The organism is Limnohabitans sp. TEGF005 (genome assembly GCF_055394835.1).
The window spans coordinates 2,172,675-2,189,052 of the sequence record NZ_AP029226.1; the positions used below are offsets into that span (position 1 = coordinate 2,172,675).

General features: G+C 60.0%; 18 protein-coding genes. 6 read left to right on the top strand and 12 right to left on the bottom strand.

Annotated elements, in window-relative coordinates; genetic code table 11:
* Positions 1-18: 18 nt before the first annotated feature.
* A complete protein-coding gene (locus ACZ5RG_RS10500) occupies positions 19-453 on the top strand; it encodes a DUF1841 family protein (protein WP_193364668.1) in 435 nt (144 codons plus the stop codon).
* A gap of 161 nt (positions 454-614) precedes the next feature.
* Here the strand turns inward: ACZ5RG_RS10500 and ACZ5RG_RS10505 are convergent, their stop codons facing one another.
* Entirely contained in the window at positions 615-2,360 is a 1,746-nt protein-coding gene (locus ACZ5RG_RS10505; RefSeq protein WP_464447001.1) for a proline--tRNA ligase, read from the bottom strand.
* Between the two features lie 99 nt (positions 2,361-2,459).
* Between ACZ5RG_RS10505 and ACZ5RG_RS10510 the strand changes: the two genes are divergently transcribed.
* Positions 2,460-3,077, top strand: a complete 618-nt coding sequence (locus ACZ5RG_RS10510) for an RNA pyrophosphohydrolase (RefSeq protein WP_298597908.1) — start codon at positions 2,460-2,462, stop codon at positions 3,075-3,077.
* Positions 3,078-3,113: 36 nt separating this feature from the next.
* Here ACZ5RG_RS10510 and proB read toward each other — a convergent pair whose 3' ends face one another.
* The 4 genes from proB to rplU all read right to left on the bottom strand — a co-directional run bounded on the left by proB (position 3,114) and on the right by rplU (position 6,122).
* Positions 3,114-4,250 carry a glutamate 5-kinase gene (gene proB, locus ACZ5RG_RS10515; RefSeq protein WP_298597904.1) on the bottom strand — a complete coding sequence of 379 codons (1,137 nt, stop codon included), beginning with the start codon at positions 4,248-4,250 and terminating at the stop codon, positions 3,114-3,116.
* Between the two features lie 60 nt (positions 4,251-4,310).
* Positions 4,311-5,435, bottom strand: a complete 1,125-nt coding sequence (cgtA, locus tag ACZ5RG_RS10520) for an Obg family GTPase CgtA (protein ID WP_298597901.1) — start codon at positions 5,433-5,435, stop codon at positions 4,311-4,313.
* A 102-nt stretch (positions 5,436-5,537) separates the two neighbouring features.
* Positions 5,538-5,798, bottom strand: a complete 261-nt coding sequence (rpmA, locus tag ACZ5RG_RS10525) for a 50S ribosomal protein L27 (protein ID WP_019430604.1) — start codon at positions 5,796-5,798, stop codon at positions 5,538-5,540.
* A gap of 12 nt (positions 5,799-5,810) precedes the next feature.
* Positions 5,811-6,122, bottom strand: a complete 312-nt coding sequence (rplU, locus tag ACZ5RG_RS10530; protein WP_019426390.1) for a 50S ribosomal protein L21 — start codon at positions 6,120-6,122, stop codon at positions 5,811-5,813.
* A 283-nt stretch (positions 6,123-6,405) separates the two neighbouring features.
* Here rplU and ACZ5RG_RS10535 point away from each other — a divergent pair, with 283 nt between their 5' ends.
* The gene (locus ACZ5RG_RS10535) at positions 6,406-7,335 is read left to right on the top strand and encodes a polyprenyl synthetase family protein (protein ID WP_464448203.1); all 930 of its coding nucleotides are present in this window, start codon (positions 6,406-6,408) and stop codon (positions 7,333-7,335) included.
* A 241-nt stretch (positions 7,336-7,576) separates the two neighbouring features.
* On the opposite strand, the gene ACZ5RG_RS10540 is transcribed toward ACZ5RG_RS10535, so the two are convergent.
* From ACZ5RG_RS10540 to ACZ5RG_RS10565, 6 genes are read right to left on the bottom strand one after another with little or no spacing between them, the layout of a single operon-like run.
* Positions 7,577-8,323: a lysophospholipid acyltransferase family protein gene (locus ACZ5RG_RS10540; RefSeq protein ID WP_298596571.1), complete on the bottom strand. Its 747-nt coding sequence runs from the start codon at positions 8,321-8,323 to the stop codon at positions 7,577-7,579.
* Between the two features lie 4 nt (positions 8,324-8,327).
* Positions 8,328-9,620, bottom strand: coding sequence for a dihydroorotase (locus ACZ5RG_RS10545; protein ID WP_464447002.1), 1,293 nt, complete (start codon positions 9,618-9,620; stop codon positions 8,328-8,330).
* 10 nt (positions 9,621-9,630) lie between these two features.
* Positions 9,631-10,596 (bottom strand): aspartate carbamoyltransferase catalytic subunit, encoded by a 966-nt coding sequence (locus ACZ5RG_RS10550; RefSeq protein ID WP_464447003.1) that lies wholly within the window; start codon positions 10,594-10,596, stop codon positions 9,631-9,633.
* A gap of 33 nt (positions 10,597-10,629) precedes the next feature.
* Positions 10,630-11,139: a bifunctional pyr operon transcriptional regulator/uracil phosphoribosyltransferase PyrR gene (pyrR, locus tag ACZ5RG_RS10555; RefSeq protein WP_298596582.1), complete on the bottom strand. Its 510-nt coding sequence runs from the start codon at positions 11,137-11,139 to the stop codon at positions 10,630-10,632.
* On the bottom strand, positions 11,136-11,552 hold the full coding sequence (gene ruvX / locus ACZ5RG_RS10560) for a Holliday junction resolvase RuvX (protein WP_298596585.1): 417 nt from the start codon (positions 11,550-11,552) through the stop codon (positions 11,136-11,138). The genes pyrR and ruvX overlap by 4 nt, the downstream gene beginning before the upstream one ends.
* Entirely contained in the window at positions 11,549-12,148 is a 600-nt protein-coding gene (locus ACZ5RG_RS10565) for a YqgE/AlgH family protein (RefSeq protein WP_298596589.1), read from the bottom strand. Before ACZ5RG_RS10565 ends, ruvX begins: the two co-directional genes overlap by 4 nt.
* A gap of 74 nt (positions 12,149-12,222) precedes the next feature.
* Here ACZ5RG_RS10565 and ACZ5RG_RS10570 point away from each other — a divergent pair, with 74 nt between their 5' ends.
* Positions 12,223-13,701 carry a cryptochrome/photolyase family protein gene (locus tag ACZ5RG_RS10570; RefSeq protein WP_464447004.1) on the top strand — a complete coding sequence of 493 codons (1,479 nt, stop codon included), beginning with the start codon at positions 12,223-12,225 and terminating at the stop codon, positions 13,699-13,701.
* Between the two features lie 72 nt (positions 13,702-13,773).
* On the opposite strand, the gene ACZ5RG_RS10575 is transcribed toward ACZ5RG_RS10570, so the two are convergent.
* Positions 13,774-13,944: a rubredoxin gene (locus ACZ5RG_RS10575; RefSeq protein ID WP_019427587.1), complete on the bottom strand. Its 171-nt coding sequence runs from the start codon at positions 13,942-13,944 to the stop codon at positions 13,774-13,776.
* 103 nt (positions 13,945-14,047) lie between these two features.
* On the opposite strand from ACZ5RG_RS10575, the gene thiD reads away from it, so the two are divergent.
* Positions 14,048-14,995 (top strand): bifunctional hydroxymethylpyrimidine kinase/phosphomethylpyrimidine kinase, encoded by a 948-nt coding sequence (thiD, locus tag ACZ5RG_RS10580; protein WP_298596600.1) that lies wholly within the window; start codon positions 14,048-14,050, stop codon positions 14,993-14,995.
* Positions 14,996-15,010: 15 nt separating this feature from the next.
* Positions 15,011-16,306 (top strand): glutamate-1-semialdehyde 2,1-aminomutase, encoded by a 1,296-nt coding sequence (hemL, locus tag ACZ5RG_RS10585; protein ID WP_464447005.1) that lies wholly within the window; start codon positions 15,011-15,013, stop codon positions 16,304-16,306.
* The last annotated feature ends 72 nt before the right edge of the window (positions 16,307-16,378 follow it).

Genomic DNA, 16,378 nt, shown 5'->3' on the forward strand with positions numbered 1-16,378 from the left:
AAGGACAATTGCACCATGCTGATCCAACCCTCACAAGCCGATGTGCGGCGCTTTTTTTGCGGCGTCTATGCCAAGGCCAAAACCGCTGCAACGCTCGAACCCATGGAAATGCTCGTCAGCCAATGGATTGATGAGCACCCCGAATACCACGCCGAACTGGCCGACATGGATGCCGCGCTGGCCAGCATGCACCAAGCCGATCCGAACAGGGAAAACCCCTTTTTGCACCTGTCCATGCACCTGTCCATCAGCGAACAATGCAGCATCGATCAGCCGCGCGGTATCCGCCAGGCGGTGGAACTGCTGACCCACAGACTCAACTCGCTGCACGATGCCCACCACCAAGCCATGGAATGCTTGGGTCGCATGGTCCACGAAAGCCAGCGCTCAGGGCGCATGCCCGATGGCGAGGCCTACATCGCGTGCGTGCAACGTCACGCCACCAAAGACTGATTCAGTCCACGGCATGCAGCCATTGGGCATGGGCTGGCGTGAAAGGTAAAACGCTGAGACCAACGCCCACGAAGGCGGCGCTCGCCAGGCGCTGAACGGCCTGACGGCGTGACCTCAATTCACAACCAGGGGCAGTGGCAGATGAGATGCCCCAAAACGGCTCAAGCCGCCATGCGACTTTGGATGTGCGACAAGATGTCAGCCACAGCCACCTTGGTCGCTTCTGCATCGCGGCGATGCTGGTACTCGACCAAACCGTCCTTCAGACCTTTGTCACCGATGGTGATGCGGTGCGGCACACCAATCAACTCCCAGTCGGCAAACATGGCACCGGGGCGCTCGCCACGGTCGTCGAGGATCACGTCCACACCATCGGCCAGCAAAGCGCCGTAGATGCGCTCGGCCTCGGCCTTGACGGCTTCGCTTCGGTCCATGCCGATAGGGCAAACCACGGCTGTGAAAGGGGCAATCGCGTCAGGCCAAATGATGCCGCGCTCGTCGTGGTTTTGCTCAATGGCAGCGGCAGGCAAGCGTGTGATGCCAATGCCGTAGCAGCCCATTTCCAGGAACTGTGGCTTGCCGTTCTCGTCCAAGAAAGTGGCGTTCATGGCCTTGGAATACTTGGTGCCCAAATAGAACACATGGCCCACTTCGATGCCGCGCTCAATCGCCAACTCACCCTGGCCGTCGGGCGACTTGTCGCCTGCCACCACGTTGCGAATGTCGGCCACCAAGGCGGGCTCGGGCAAGTCACGGCCCCAATTCACGCCCGTGGTGTGGAAATCGACTTCGTTGGCACCGCAGATCCAGTCGGCCATCACCGCCACGTCGCGGTCAGCCACAAGGTGCACCAGTTTCTTCAGGTTCAACGGCCCCAAATAACCAGGCTTGCAGCCAAAGTGGTCTTCGATCTCGCTGAGCGTTGCAAAGCGGAAACCACCTTCCATGCCGGGCAGCTTGCCGACCTTGACCTCGTTCATGTCGTGGTCGCCACGCAGCAACAACAGCCAAACTTGCGACTTCACAATTTCGCCCTGCTCGTTCAGGGTGTCGGTGGCCAGCACCAAGGACTTGACGGTGGTGGACAAAGGCACATTCAGCAAAGCGGCCACGTCTTCACAGGTGCTCTTGCCGGGCGTAGCGGTCTTCGTCAAGGCTTGTGTGGCAGCACCGCGTGGCTGGCTCGGAGCCAAGGCCTCGGCTTTTTCCATGTTGGCGGCATAGCGGCTGGTGGGGCAATACACGATGGCGTCTTCACCCGTGGCAGCAATCACCTGAAACTCTTCGCTCAAGTCGCCCCCAATGGCGCCGCTGTCAGCGGCCACAGCACGGTAAGTCAGACCAAAACGATCAAAGACCTTGCGGTAAGCCCCGGCCATGACCTGGTAGCTGGCCTTGGCGCTTGCCATGTCGCGGTCAAAGCTGTAGGCGTCTTTCATGGTGAACTCGCGTCCGCGCATCAGGCCAAAGCGGGGACGGCGCTCATCACGGAATTTGGTCTGAATCTGGTAAAAATTCTTGGGCAGCTGTTTGTAGCTGCGCACTTCCTGGCGCACCACGTCGGTCACCACCTCTTCGCTGGTGGGCTGGATCACGAAATCACGACCATGGCGGTCTTTGATGCGCAAGAGTTCTGGGCCCATCTTGTCAAAGCGGCCTGTCTCTTGCCAGAGTTCGGCGGGCTGCACCACGGGCATGGTCATCTCGATGGCACCCGCACGGTTCATCTCTTCGCGCACGATGGCCTCGACCTTGCGAATCACGCGCAAACCCATGGGCATGTAGTTGTAAATGCCAGCACCCAATTTTTTGATCAGTCCGGCCCGGGTCATCAGTTTGTGGCTGACGACTTCTGCATCAGCAGGCGCTTCTTTGAGGGTGGAAATAAGAAATTGGGAAGCTTTCATCGCGGCAGACTCAATGACAGGGGCATCAGGGGAAACATCCAATAGCGAGCGCTTGTACGGCGTGCATAATGGACACAATTTAAAAATTTGAGGTTGATTATGCTTGACCGTGAAGGCTTTAGGCCGAACGTCGGCATCATTCTGCTCAACCAGAGAAACCAGGTTTTCTGGGGCAAGCGCATACGCACCCACAGCTGGCAATTTCCGCAAGGTGGCATTGACCGGGGCGAAAGCCCTGAACAAGCCATGTTCCGAGAACTGCACGAAGAAGTGGGGCTCCATCCGGAGCATGTGCGCATCGTGGCCCGGACCCGTGACTGGTTGCGCTATGAGGTGCCAGACCGCTTCATCCGCAGGGATGCTCGCGGCTTTTACAAGGGCCAGAAACAAATCTGGTTCCTGCTTCAGATGGTCACGCACGACCACCACCTGAACCTGCGCGCCACCGACCACCCAGAGTTTGACGCTTGGCGTTGGAACGACTATTGGGTACCACTCGATGTCGTCGTGGAATTCAAGCGCGGGGTTTATGAAATGGCGCTGACCGAGCTCTCCCGTTTTCTGCCACGCAATGACCGGCAAAACCGCTATTTGAGAGGCGCCAATCGTGGCCCACGCGAAGGCATGGAAGCTGAAAACGGCGGCATGGAGATGCAAGCCCCGCCGCACATGGAACTGCCCCCGGGCGCCAGCTTCGACCCTAATCCGCAAGGGTGAACAACAAAAAGCCCGCACATGCGGGCTTTTTTGGCTTCAACGACTGAGGATCAGGTTGTCGCGGTGCACCATTTCGGGCTCGGCAGTGTAGCCCAGCAACGCCTCGTAGTCGTGCGAGGGCTTGCGGCACAACAAGCGGGCTTCGGCACTGGCGTAGTTGGCCAGGCCGCGGGCAATTTCTGCACCTTGCTCGTCTTTGATGGCAATCACATCGCCACGTGAAAAATCACCGGCCACCCCGGTCATGCCAATCGGCAGCAAGCTTTTGCCTTCGGTCAGCACCTTGTGGGCCGCACCGGCGTCCACCGTGACCGAACCCCGCAATTGCAGGTGATCGGCCATCCATTGTTTGCGGGCTTGTTGTTTGGCCGTTTGGGCCACCAGCAAAGTGCCCATGTTGTCACCCTGGCTCAGGCGCAGCAGCGCATCGGGCTCTCGCCCCCAGGCAATCACGGTTGAGGCCCCCGAACCCGCAGCACGCTTGGCCGCCAGAATTTTGGTGATCATGCCGCCTTTGCCGAGGCTCGAACCGGCACCACCGGCCATGGCTTCGAGCGCCACATCACCCGCTCGGGCTTCGTGCACAAAGGTGGCGGCAGGGTCTTTGCGCGGGTCGGCGGTGTACAGGCCTTTTTGATCGGTCAAGATGACCAAAAGATCCGCCTCAATCAAGTTGGCCACCAGAGCACCCAAGGTGTCGTTGTCACCGAACTTGATCTCGTCATTGACCACCGTGTCGTTTTCATTGATGACTGGCAGCACGCGGTGCTGCAACAAAGTCAGCAATGTAGAGCGGGCATTGAGGTAACGCTCGCGGTCAGCCAGGTCGGCATGCGTGAGCAGCACTTGGGCGCTGCCCATGCCGTTTTCGCGCAGCTTGGTTTCGTACATCTGCGCCAGACCCATCTGGCCCACGGCTGCCGCCGCTTGCAAGGCAGGCACTTCGCTGGGGCGTGTGGTCCAGCCCAGGCGCTTCATGCCTTCAGCGATGGCACCGCTGGACACCATCACCACCTCTTTGCCTTGGGCGCTGAGCAGTGCCATCTGGCGACACCATTCGCCAATCGCGCCCTCGTCAAGCCCCCTGCCCTCGTTGGTCACCAAGCTAGAGCCCACTTTGACAACGATGCGGCGGGCGTCACGCAACAGGGTGGAAACGGCAGGAGAGGTCATGCTCGGGTGTGTGCTTGGCGTTGAAACAGCGGGCGGCAAAATCCGACGTGAAACGCCGTGTTACTCGGCATCCGTAGGCATCGTCTTGAACCGTGGATCGTCTGCATCGGGCTCTTGTGGCTTGTCCTGTTCCGTGAAACGGGGATCAATGTCCACAACACCTTGCTCGATGATCTGCTGCGCCCTGATGTGCTTGTAGATCTCTTTGATCAACGGCTCACAACCTTCGCGGGTCAAGGCCGAAATCTGGAAGACCGGGCCTTTGTAGCGCATGCGCTTGATGAAGTCCTTGACACGGGCTTCGCGCTCTTCGGCAGGCACCATGTCAAGTTTGTTGAGCACCAACCAGCGCGGTTTGTTGTACAGGCCTGGATCGTATTTTTTGAGCTCGGCCACAATGGCCTTGGCTTGCTGCACCGGATCGACGTTCTCGTCAAACGGCGCAAAGTCGACCACATGCAGCAGCAAACGGGTGCGCTGCAAATGGCGCAAGAACAAATGCCCCAAACCGGCACCTTCAGAGGCACCTTCAATCAAGCCCGGCACATCGGCCACCACAAAGCTTTGCTCTGGGCCCACGCGGACAACACCCAAGTTGGGGTGCAAAGTGGTGAAGGGGTAATCGGCGATTTTGGGGCGGGCGTTGGAAACAGCCGCAATGAAAGTGGATTTGCCCGCATTGGGCATGCCGAGCAGACCCACGTCAGCCAGCACCTTCAATTCGAGCTTGAGCTCTTTCTTTTCACCGAGCCAGCCCGGTGTTTTTTGGCGTGGGGCACGGTTGATGGCGCTTTTGAAACGCATGTTGCCAAAGCCACCGTCACCGCCCTTGGCGATCATGATGGTTTCGCCCGGCACCAGCAATTCATACAGCACTTCGCCGGTTTCGGCATCGGTGATGATGGTGCCCACAGGCATTTTCAGGGTGACATCATCACCGGCAGCACCAAACATGTCAGAGCCCATGCCGTGCTGGCCACGCTTGGCATCATGGCGGCGCGAATAGCGGTAATCGACCAGGGTGTTCAGATTGATGTCGGCAAAGGCAAACACATGCCCGCCACGACCACCGTCGCCGCCGTTGGGGCCGCCGAATTCTTTGTACTTTTCATGGCGGAACGAGACGCAGCCGTTCCCGCCGTCACCTGCGGAGATGTCAATATAGGCTTCGTCAACGAACTTCATGAGATTTCCAGTGTAGCTTGGGCCCGCCGTCAAAATTCAAGCGGACCAAAATGCGAAAAGCCCCGGCTTGCGGGGCTCCTCTTCGCAATGGGCGAGACAGGCTTAAACAGCCGGAGTCACGTTCACCATGTGCTTGCTGAGCTCACCTTTGGTGGAGAACGACACGTGGCCGTCCACCAGGGCAAACAAAGTGTGGTCTTTGCCGATACCGACATTGTTGCCAGCATGGAACTTGGTACCACGTTGACGAACGATGATCGAGCCAGCGCTGATCAGTTCACCACCGAAAGCCTTGACACCCAGCATCTTTGGCTTGGAATCACGACCGTTGCGCGTAGAGCCGCCGCCTTTTTTCTGTGCCATGACCTATTCTCCTCAGGCAGAGATCGCGCCGATTTGCAGTTCTGTGAACTGCTGGCGGTGACCCTGACGTTTCTGATAGTGCTTACGACGGCGCATCTTGAAGATGTGCACTTTGTCGTGCTTGCCATGTGCCAAAACTGTGGCTTTGACTGTGGCGCCGGACACCAGGGGCGTGCCGATCTTGAGTTCAGCGCCGGTACCGACGGCCAAAACTTGATCAATCACGATTTCCTGGCCAACGTCCGCAGCAATCTGTTCTACTTTAATTTTTTCGCCAGCGACAACACGATACTGTTTGCCACCGGTTTTTATGACCGCGTACATAAATGACCTCTTTGAATGGAAGTTTCCAAGGGCTAATCCCCAAGGAACCCGAGATTCTAGCACGGCCCCTTGCCAAAAGACAAGCATCAGGACAAACCGAACAAGCTGGCCTCCTGCCAGAGGCCTTGCCCTCAGGGGCAGTCCCTATAATGTGTGTGCATTCAAAATATGCCCGTATTCCTGTCCTTCCCGCCTCGGCCCAACCGAGTAACCCTGCTGGATATTCCATTTGTCTGACTCAGAACACCGCACTGCCGCCGTCCTTGACCTCGTGGCCTCCGACATGGCCGAAGTCGACCGGGTGATTGCCCAACGGCTGGATTCGGGCGTGCCCTTGGTGGGTGAGGTGGCGCGTTACATCATTTCTGCTGGTGGCAAACGCCTGCGCCCAGTGCTTTTGCTGTTGACTTGCGGCGCACTGGGTTACACGGGCAAGCAGCGCCACAACCTGGCCGCCGTGGTCGAATTCATCCACACGGCCACCTTGTTGCATGACGATGTGGTGGACGAATCCACCTTGCGGCGCGGTCGCCCCACCGCAAACGAGAGTTTTGGCAACCCGGCCAGCGTGCTGGTGGGCGACTTTTTATATTCCCGCGCTTTCCAGATGATGGTGGATGCCGAGAGCATGCGGGTCATGCAAACACTGGCCGATGCCACCAACGTGATCGCCGAAGGCGAAGTGCTGCAACTGATGAACATGCACGACGCCTCACTCGACGAAGAAGGCTATTTGCGGGTGATTCGCTCAAAAACGGCCAAATTGTTCGAAGCCAGCGCACGACTGGGGGCAATTTTGGCAGGCAGCACCGCCTCTGTTGAAGCGGCCTGCGCTGACTACGGCCAAGCCTTGGGCACCGCTTTTCAGGTGATCGACGATGTGCTCGATTACGACGGCAATGCCGCTGAAATGGGCAAAAATCTGGGCGATGACTTGCGCGAAGGCAAAGCCACACTGCCGCTGATTTTGGCCATGCAACGCGGCAGCGAAGCTCAGCGCCAAACCGTTCGTGAAGCCATTGAAACCGGCAGCGTTGACCGACTTCCCGAGATCGTCGCCATCGTGCGCGAAACAGGCGCCCTAGAGGCCACACGCAACGCGGCTGCATCCGAAGCCCAGCGCGCCATCGTCGCCGCCATGCAACTGCCAGACAACGCGCACCGTCAAGCCATGGTGATGCTGGCGTCTCAGCTGCTCAACCGCAGAACCTGACCGTTTTTGCCGCTGATGAGCCGATCTCGGCTCCAGCGCAACAGCCGCCATCCAACGGTGGTTCATCACCCATACTGGGCTTTTCACTGGTCCTGAGCCAAAGCGCTGCAGCCAGCACCAAGTGGGAAGCCCTCACGCTCAATGACCAAGGCTTGTTCTACATCGACCCCAGCTCACCCATTCACAAATCGCCCATCGCATTTGTTGAATCGGGCACTTGCCGATCTTCAGGCCCGTGCCCTCAGTTGACGGCGTCACGCAAGCGAATCACCTCTTCGCGCAAGTCACTGGCCCAAGCGCGGCGATCACGGCCTTGGGCAAACTGCAATGGACCAAAATGGACCACCGCCGTGATGCGCGGCGCGGTCAACGTGCGCCAAATAGAGCCCAGCAAGGTGTCGTCACCGATGTAGCAAGGCGCAAAACTCGGCTCACCGCTTTGGGCATCCACAAACTGAATCGACATCGGCTGCACAGGGGCGTTGGCCTGAATGGCTGACTGGATCAGGTTGGCGTGAAAGGGCAACAAATCGCGACCGTCACTGGTGGTGCCTTCAGGGAAAACCGCCACCACATCGCCGTTTTTCATGGCATCAGCCATGTCCTTGACCATGCGCAGGGCGTCTTTGCGACTGGTGCGTTCGATGTAGAGGGTGCCTGCGCCTGTGGCCAAGGTGCCCACCAAAGGCCAGTCGCGGATGTCGGACTTGGAGACAAAGCGACAATGCCGCGCCGCATGGATGACCGAGATGTCCAGCCATGAGATGTGGTTGGCCACAATGAGTGCCGGCCCATTTGGAACAGCTTGGCCCGTCACTTTGAGGTGAATGTCCCACAAGGCCAGCAACTGCAAGGCCCAAGCCTGCACACGCATTTCTCGTTGTTCAGGCGCCAACTGGGGAAATCGGACGTAAATCAGCCACATGCCGACCAGCACATGCCACACGCCGCGCAGCAGTTTCCAGATCGCACGCAAGGCGAGCGTCATGCCCTCAAGCTTCGAACGCCACATGCCCGCTGACCACGGTGGCCAGCACGCGGCCAGGCAACTCATAGCCCGAGAATGGGGTGCTCTTGCCTTGGCTGCGCAACGCGGCTGCGGTCACAGGCCAGTGCCCTTCGGCTGACAACACACAGACGTCGGCCACGCCACCCACCGCCAACTGCCCCACCGAGGCTTGCAATGTGCCCAGCGACTTGCCCAACACACGCGCCGGATCGGCGGTGATGCGCGAGATGACCTGAGACAAGGGCACGCCAGCGTCTTGCCCCCACTTGAGGGCCAAGCTCCACAGCAACTCCAAGCCGGTGGCTCCGGGTTCAGCTTCGGCAAATGGCAGCGCTTTGGCGTCGGCATCGACCGGGGTGTGGTCAGACACCAACGCATCCAGAGTGCCATCGGCCAGGCCCGCACGCAAGGCGTCCCGGTCACGCTGCTGGCGCAGCACGGGCGTCAGACGCGCGCGGCTGTCAAAGTAGCCCATGTCGGCATCGGTCAAGTGCAAAGAATTGATGCTCACGTCAGCGGTGATGGGCAAGCCCTCGGCCTTGGCTTGGCGCACCAACTCAACGCCTTGGGCGCTGCTGATACGGCACAAGTGAACGCGGGCACGGGTGCTGCGGACCAGTTCAAAAATGGTGTGCAAAGCGATGGTCTCGGCAGCCACAGACACACCGGACAAACCCATGCGCGTGGCCAGAGGGCCGCTGGCGGCCACACCTTTGCCAAGATGCAACTCTTGCGGGCGCAGCCAGACGGTGTAGTCAAACGTGCTGGCATATTGCAAGGCACGCTGCAACACCTGTGTGCTCGGGATCGGTACCTCGGCCTGACTGAAGCCAACGCAACCCGCCGCCGTCAGCTGACCCATCTCGGTCAGCACATCGCCTTTCAGGCCCAGCGTGAGTGCACCCAAAGGCAGCACGCGGGCTTGGTGCAATTTTTCGGCACGGTAACGCAGCATCTCGACCAGCCCCGGCTCATCGAGCACCGGGTCGGTGTCGGGTGAGCAAACCAAACTGGTCACACCACCGGCAACCGCTGCGGCCATTTCGCTTTCAAGCATGCCAGCGTGTTCCTGACCGGGTTCGCGCAAACGTGCGGCCAAGTCCACCAAACCAGGGGCCACGATGCAGTCCTTGGCGTCGATCACGCGGTTGGGGCCGAAGTCGGCAGGCGCTTGGCCCACCGCCACAATGCGTCCGGCCGCAATGGCCACATCCGCCGCTTGATCGATGCCGCGGGCAGGGTCAATCACGCGGCCGTTTTGAATGAGGATCTTCATGTTCTTGTCCTTATGCCTCGTTACCGGCCACGATGCTCATCACCGCCATGCGCACGGCAATGCCGAAAGTCACCTGCGGCAAGATCACGCTTTGTTGGCCGTCCACCACCGCAGAGTCGATCTCGACGCCCCGGTTGATCGGGCCAGGGTGCATGACGATGGCATCGGGCTTGGCCAGCTGCAGTTTTTCGGGGGTGAGGCCAAAGCTCTCGAAGTATTCCTGGCTGGAGGGCAGCAACGCGCCGCTCATGCGCTCATTTTGCAAACGCAGCATGATGACCACGTCGCAGTCCTTGATGCCTTCTTCCAGGTTGTTGAACACCCGCACGCCCATTTGCGCCATGTCAGCGGGCACCAGGGTTTTGGGGCCCACCACACGCACTTCAGCGCAACCCAAGGTGGTCAGCGCATGGATGTCAGACCGCGCGACACGCGAGTGCAACACGTCGCCCACGATGGCCACGGTGAGGTTGGTGAAGTCTTTTTTGTAGTGCCGGATGGTGTACATGTCCAGCAAACCCTGGGTAGGGTGGGCATGACGGCCATCACCTGCGTTGACCACATGCACATGCGGCGCAACGTGCTGCGCGATCAAATAAGGGGCACCCGACTCGCTGTGGCGCACCACAAAGATATCGGCCGCCATGGCGCTCAGGTTGGCGATGGTGTCCAGCAGCGACTCGCCCTTGCTGGCCGACGAGCGTGCAATGTCGAGGGTGTAAACGTCGGCCGACAGGCGGGTGGCCGCGATGTCGAAGGTGGTGCGGGTGCGGGTGCTGTTTTCAAAAAACAGGTTGAACACGCTTTTGCCGCGCAAAAGAGGCACTTTTTTGACTTCGCGGTCGCTCACGCTGACGAAGCTGGCCGCCGTGTCCAGAATGTGCGTCAGGATGTCCTTGGACAGGCCTTCGGTGGAGAGCAGGTGGATCAGCTCGCCGTTCTTGTTGAGTTGGGGGTTGTTGCGTTTGTAGAGCATGTTGTTTTCACCTCGTAGCTTGTGGCTGCGCTTTCAAGAAAGCGGGGCTTTGATCTCCACTTCAAAACTGAAATTGCCTGCCGCATCACGGGCCAGCGCCAGCGATTGCGTTTCGGGCAGTGCCACGCGGGCGGCAGCAAAATCGGCCTGGATGGGCAACTGGCGACCACCTCGGTCCACCAGCACGGCCAGCTGCACGCGGGCAGGTCGGCCGTAGTCAAAAATCTCATTCAGCACTGCGCGGATGGTGCGGCCGGTATACAGCACGTCGTCCAGCACCAGAATGTCAGCGCCATCGACCTCAAACGGCAAGTGGGTTTGGCCCCCTGCCGAGAGGCCACGCTGCGCGAAGTCGTCACGGTGCATGACAGAAGACACCTGACCCGCTTCACCGCTCAGGCTCAGATCACGCTGCAGACGCTCAGCCAGCCAGGCACCGCCAGAGGTGATGCCCACCAGGCGGGTGTCGGGCTTGCACAGGCTGCGCACGCCGCGCAGCAATTCAAGGTACAAGGCCTGTGCGTCGAGGGCCAAAGCGCTCATGGGATATTCCTTAAAAACTGTTCCAGAATGATCGCAGCAGCCGCCGCGTCGGCGTCTTTCGCGCCTTGCGAATGGGCTTCGGTGGTGGTGTAACGCTCGTCGACCTCATACACCGCCAAGCCAAAGCGGCCCCGCAGCTGACGGCCAAACTTGCGGGCGCGCAAGGTGTTTTCGTGTTCGCCGCCATCGGGGTGGGTGGGCACACCAATCACCAACGCATCAGGCTGCCACTCTTTGATGCGTTCAGCGATCTTGGCAAACCGGGCATCGCCCTCGGCAGCAATCGTGCCTTGCGGGGTGGCCGTTTTCATCAAACGGTTGCCCACCGCCACGCCAGTGCGCTTGAGGCCGTAGTCAAACGCCAGAAATGTCTGCTGGTTGGCAGGAACAGCGTGGTCAGGCAACGCACTCATGCGTGCCCCGCTTCTGGCGAGAGCATCCAGCTTTTGAGGCCCAACAAGTCCAAGGCGCGGTCATAGCGCTCAGCCATGGGGACGTCAAAAATCACCTCGGCCGACGCTGGCACCGTAAGCCAGGTGTTTTCGCCCAACTCAGACTCCAACTGGCCCTCGCCCCAAGACGAATAACCCAGCGTGATCAACACCCGACGAGGTCCGGCCCCAGAAGACAAGGCTTCCAGCACATCGCGCGAGGTGGTCATGTCGAGACCGCCCGGCACCGTGAGGGTGGAAGCGTAGACAGCGCCGCCCCCCTCTTCGGTTTTTTCGATCACCACGGGGTCGTGCAGCACAAAGCCCCGCTCGGTCTGCACCGGGCCGCCCTGCGAAACCGGGTTTTGCACCAGGTCTTCGCGGCGCAAAGGCAAATCCACCTTGTCAAACAGGAGGCGCATGCTGATGTCGGCCGGTTTATTGATGATCAGGCCCATGGCCCCACGGGCGCTGTGTTCGCACACATAGATGACGCTGCGGGCGAAAGTCTCATCCTCCAACCCGGGCATGGCGATCAGGAAATGATGCTTGAGGTCGATGGAGGCACAATCTGTCATGCACCGATTTTAGCGGTCTGGCCCCTGCGGCTTGGGCTGAAGGTGCCTTGATTGATCCAACCCGGCAAACCCTGATGGAAACCCCTTTTTCTTGTGGTCTGGTCTGGCTGCGACGCGACCTGCGCGTGACCGACCATGCGGCCCTGTACCAAGCCCTGAAGCATTGCCAACGCGTGCATGTGGTGTTTGTGTTTGACACCGCAATACTGGACACCCTGCCCCGTGCCGACCGCCGGGTGGAATTCATCCGGGAATCTCTGGTCGAAGTCGATGCCCAACTGCGCGAACTGGCTGGACACCCCCAGGCGGGCCTGATCGTGCGACACGGGGTGGCCCAAGACAAAATCGTCAAACTGGCCCAGCACCTGCAAGCCCAAGCGGTGTTTGCCAACCACGACGACGAGCCCCAGGCGCTGGCGCGCGACATTCAAGTACGCGGCCATTTGGCTGACCACGGCATCGTGCTGCACACCTTCAAGGACCATGTGGTCTTTGAGCGCAACGAAGTGCTGACCCAGATGGCCAAGCCCTTCAGCGTCTTTACCCCTTACAAAAACGCCTGGCTGAAAAAAGTCACCCCTGAAGACCTGCAAGCTTTTGACGTGGCCCCACTGGCCAAGCGCCTGGCGCCGCGCCCCGACGATCTGGCCAAACCTGTGCCCAGCTTGCAAGACATCGGGTTTGAGCCCACCAACCTCAAAGTCCTGAAAATCCCGACCGGCGAGTCGGGTGCCCAGGCCTTGTTGCACGACTTTTTGACGCGTATCGATGCATACGAAGACACGCGCAACTTCCCGGCCGTCAAGGGGCCCAGCTATTTGAGCGTGCATTTGCGCTTTGGCACCGTGTCGATTCGCCAACTTGCCCGCGAGGCACACCCGCGCATGCTGGCGGGCAGCGTGGGGGCCAGTGTTTGGCTGTCCGAATTGATCTGGCGTGACTTTTATGTGCAGGTGCTGCACAACTTTGCCCATGTGGGCCATGGCCAAAGCTTCAAGCCCGACTACGACGCCATTGCCTGGGAGCACGGCCCGCACGCCCACAAACTGTTCAAGGCCTGGTGCGAAGCGCGCACCGGCTACCCGCTGGTGGACGCGGCCATGCGGCAACTGAACCAGACCGGCTACATGCACAACCGCTTGCGCATGGTGGTGGCCAGCTTTTTGGTCAAGGATTTGGGCATCGATTGGCGCTGGGGCGAAAAATACTTTGCCACCCACCTGAACGACTTTGACCTCTCGGCCAACAACGGTGGCTGGCAATGGGCCAGCTCCAGTGGGTGCGATGCACAGCCGTATTTCCGCATCTTCAACCCCATCAGCCAGAGCGAAAAATTCGATCCCGAGGGTAAATTCATCCGCCGCTATGTGCCCGAATTGGCGGCTTTGCCGGCCAAAGACCTGCACGCCCCCTGGCTCGCCAAGCCACTTGAGCTGCAAGCGGCAGACGTGGTCATCGGCAAAACCTATCCGGCGCCCGTCGTGGACCACGCCGAAGCCCGCGAAAAAACGCTGGAAAGGTATGCCGTGGTCAAGAAAAAGCCGTCTGAATAAGACGGCTTAACTGGCAGAAAAAGGAACTGTCAGTTGACGGCTTTAGTCCCGACCTGCGGGATGCCATACCGATCAGATGGCCACCATCTCGAAATCTTCTTTGCGGGCAGCGCACTCGGGGCATGTCCAGTTCATGGGGACATCTTCCCATTTGGTGCCCGGTGCAATGCCATGCTCGGGGTCGCCCTCGGCTTCGTCATAAATCCAGCCGCAAATCAGGCACATCCAGGTTTTGTGTTCCATCACAGTGTCGCAATCAAAGAGTCGAATAGAATGAATTGATTGTATCGGGCCCCGCCGAGTGCCCGGCTGAAGGCCTTCTGAAGCCCCCTGCAATTCGCCTTTCATGACCGACCACCACCCCGAATCCCCCCCAGAAACCGAGATCCTCAACGCTGAGGAAGAATCTGTCGGCTTGGCCTGCGTGCTGTCGTTCAATGCGAACGATCCCAGCGGTGCGGGCGGCCTGAGCTGCGACGCCACAGCCATGGCCTCGGTCGGCGCGCATTGCCTGCCTGTGTGCACAGGCGCTTATGTGCGCGACACCAGCAGCATCACCGATTTTTACCCGCTCGACGAAGAAGCCGTGAACGACCAAGCCCGCGCTGTGGCCGAAGACGTGCCGGTGCAAGTCATCAAAGTCGGCTTTGCTGGAACACCTGAAAGCCTGGCCACCATTGCGGCGCTGGCCGACGACTACGACGGCGTGCCCGTAGTGGCCTACATGCCCAACTTGTCTTGGTGGGAAGACGACAAGATCGACGCCTATCTGGACGCTTTTCGCGAACTGCTGCTGCCGCAAACCAGCGTGCTGGTGGGCCACCACAGCACCTTACGGCGCTGGCTGCTGCCCGAATGGACCGGCGAGCGCAACCCCGGTCCCCGCGACATTGCCAAGGCCGCCGCTGAATTGGGCGTGCCCTACACCTTGGTTACCGGCCTGCCCCTGCCGGACCAGCACATAGACAACGCACTGGCCTCGCCTGAAACGGTGATGGCCCACGAAAAGTTTGAACGCATTGAAGCGGTTTTTGCAGGCGCTGGCGACACCCTGACCGCTGCGCTGGCTGCGCTGCTGGCCACCGGCATGGACTTGCCCGAAGCCACCAACGAAGCTTTGCATTACCTGGACCGTTGCCTGGACGAAGGCTTCAGGCCCGGCATGGGCCAGGTCATTCCGGACCGCCTATTCTGGGCACTGCCCGACGACGAAGACACCGACGCAGAAGACGGCCCCGAAGTGCACCCCGGTGCAGACTACTTTGAAGTGCCTTTCAACGAAACCAAACACTGAGCTTTGAGACCTGAAATGACCGACCGCAACCAAACCCTTTTTGACCGCGCCGCCCTGGTGATCCCCGGTGGTGTCAACTCGCCTGTGCGTGCTTTTCGCGCCGTGGGCGGCACACCGCGTTTTGTGCAACGCGCCCAAGGTGCCTATTTTTGGGACGCCAACGGGCAAAAATACATCGACTACATCGGCTCTTGGGGCCCGATGATCCTGGGCCACGGCCACCCCGCTGTGCTCGAAGCGGTGCAAAAAGCAGCTCTCGACGGCTTTTCTTTCGGTGCACCCACCGAGCGCGAGATCGAGCTGGCCGAAGAAATCCTGAAACACGTACCTTCGATGGAAATGGTGCGCCTGGTCAGTTCGGGCACCGAAGCGGGCATGAGCGCCCTGCGTCTGGCACGTGGGGCCACAGGTCGCAGCAAGTTCATCAAGTTTGAAGGCTGTTACCACGGCCATGCCGACGCGCTGCTGGTCAAAGCCGGCTCGGGCCTGGCCACTTTTGGCAACCCCACCAGCGCGGGCGTGCCGCCCGAAGTGGTACGCGACACCCTCGTGCTGGAGTACAACAACATCACCGCCCTCGAAGAAACCTTTGCCCTGCACGGCAAGGAACTGGCCTGCGTGATGATCGAACCCATCGCTGGCAACATGAACTTTGTGCGGGCCAGCGTGCCCTTCATGAAGCGCTGCCGCGAGCTGTGTACCGAATACGGTGCCTTGCTGGTGTTTGACGAAGTCATGTCCGGTTTTCGCGTCGCATTGGGCAGCGCGCAAAGCGTTTATGCACAAGCCATCCCCGGCTTCAAACCCGACATGACGGTGCTGGGCAAAGTGATTGGCGGCGGCATGCCTTTAGCGGCCTTTGGCGGCCCGCGCGAGATCATGCGCCAGCTGGCCCCCACCGGCCCGGTTTACCAAGCGGGCACGCTCAGCGGCAACCCGGTGGCCACCGCCTGCGGCCTGACCACGCTGCGCGAGATCGCCAAACCCGGCTTCTGGGACGCCTTGAGCGCTAGCACACAAAGCCTGGTCGACGGACTCAAAGGCGCTGCTGCTGCTGCGGGCGTGCCCTTCAGTGCCGACTGCCAAGGCGGTATGTTCGGCTTTTTCTTGCTGCCTGATCTGGCCCAAAACTATGCCCAGGTCATGACCAGCGACAGCCCCAAGTTCAACAAGCTGTTCCATGGTTTGCTGGATGGCGGCGTCTACATTGCGCCCGCCCTGTACGAAGCCGGTTTTGTGAGCGCCGCCCACACCGAAGCCGACATCGCTGAAACCGTGCGGGTGGCAGGCGACGTGTTCAAAACACTTTGATTGACTGACCGTTTGCCATCTATCGGCCGACCTTAAACCGGCGATAATCCGCCCCTGCATTCACGTCCGGAC

What these genes read in the sequence shown, in the direction of transcription:
- ACZ5RG_RS10505 (WP_464447001.1), bottom strand. Translation starts at nt 2,360, where the DNA reads ATGAAAGCTTCCCAATTTCTTATTTCCACCCTCAAAGAAGCGCCTGCT.
- ACZ5RG_RS10510 (WP_298597908.1), top strand. Translation starts at nt 2,460, where the DNA reads ATGCTTGACCGTGAAGGCTTTAGGCCGAACGTCGGCATCATTCTGCTC.
- proB (WP_298597904.1), bottom strand. Translation starts at nt 4,250, where the DNA reads ATGACCTCTCCTGCCGTTTCCACCCTGTTGCGTGACGCCCGCCGCATC.
- cgtA (WP_298597901.1), bottom strand. Translation starts at nt 5,435, where the DNA reads ATGAAGTTCGTTGACGAAGCCTATATTGACATCTCCGCAGGTGACGGC.
- rpmA (WP_019430604.1), bottom strand. Translation starts at nt 5,798, where the DNA reads ATGGCACAGAAAAAAGGCGGCGGCTCTACGCGCAACGGTCGTGATTCC.
- rplU (WP_019426390.1), bottom strand. Translation starts at nt 6,122, where the DNA reads ATGTACGCGGTCATAAAAACCGGTGGCAAACAGTATCGTGTTGTCGCT.
- ACZ5RG_RS10535 (WP_464448203.1), top strand. Translation starts at nt 6,406, where the DNA reads ATGGCCGAAGTCGACCGGGTGATTGCCCAACGGCTGGATTCGGGCGTG.
- ACZ5RG_RS10540 (WP_298596571.1), bottom strand. Translation starts at nt 8,323, where the DNA reads ATGACGCTCGCCTTGCGTGCGATCTGGAAACTGCTGCGCGGCGTGTGG.
- ACZ5RG_RS10545 (WP_464447002.1), bottom strand. Translation starts at nt 9,620, where the DNA reads ATGAAGATCCTCATTCAAAACGGCCGCGTGATTGACCCTGCCCGCGGC.
- ACZ5RG_RS10550 (WP_464447003.1), bottom strand. Translation starts at nt 10,596, where the DNA reads ATGCTCTACAAACGCAACAACCCCCAACTCAACAAGAACGGCGAGCTG.
- pyrR (WP_298596582.1), bottom strand. Translation starts at nt 11,139, where the DNA reads ATGAGCGCTTTGGCCCTCGACGCACAGGCCTTGTACCTTGAATTGCTG.
- ruvX (WP_298596585.1), bottom strand. Translation starts at nt 11,552, where the DNA reads ATGAGTGCGTTGCCTGACCACGCTGTTCCTGCCAACCAGCAGACATTT.
- ACZ5RG_RS10565 (WP_298596589.1), bottom strand. Translation starts at nt 12,148, where the DNA reads ATGACAGATTGTGCCTCCATCGACCTCAAGCATCATTTCCTGATCGCC.
- ACZ5RG_RS10570 (WP_464447004.1), top strand. Translation starts at nt 12,223, where the DNA reads ATGGAAACCCCTTTTTCTTGTGGTCTGGTCTGGCTGCGACGCGACCTG.
- ACZ5RG_RS10575 (WP_019427587.1), bottom strand. Translation starts at nt 13,944, where the DNA reads ATGGAACACAAAACCTGGATGTGCCTGATTTGCGGCTGGATTTATGAC.
- thiD (WP_298596600.1), top strand. Translation starts at nt 14,048, where the DNA reads ATGACCGACCACCACCCCGAATCCCCCCCAGAAACCGAGATCCTCAAC.
- hemL (WP_464447005.1), top strand. Translation starts at nt 15,011, where the DNA reads ATGACCGACCGCAACCAAACCCTTTTTGACCGCGCCGCCCTGGTGATC.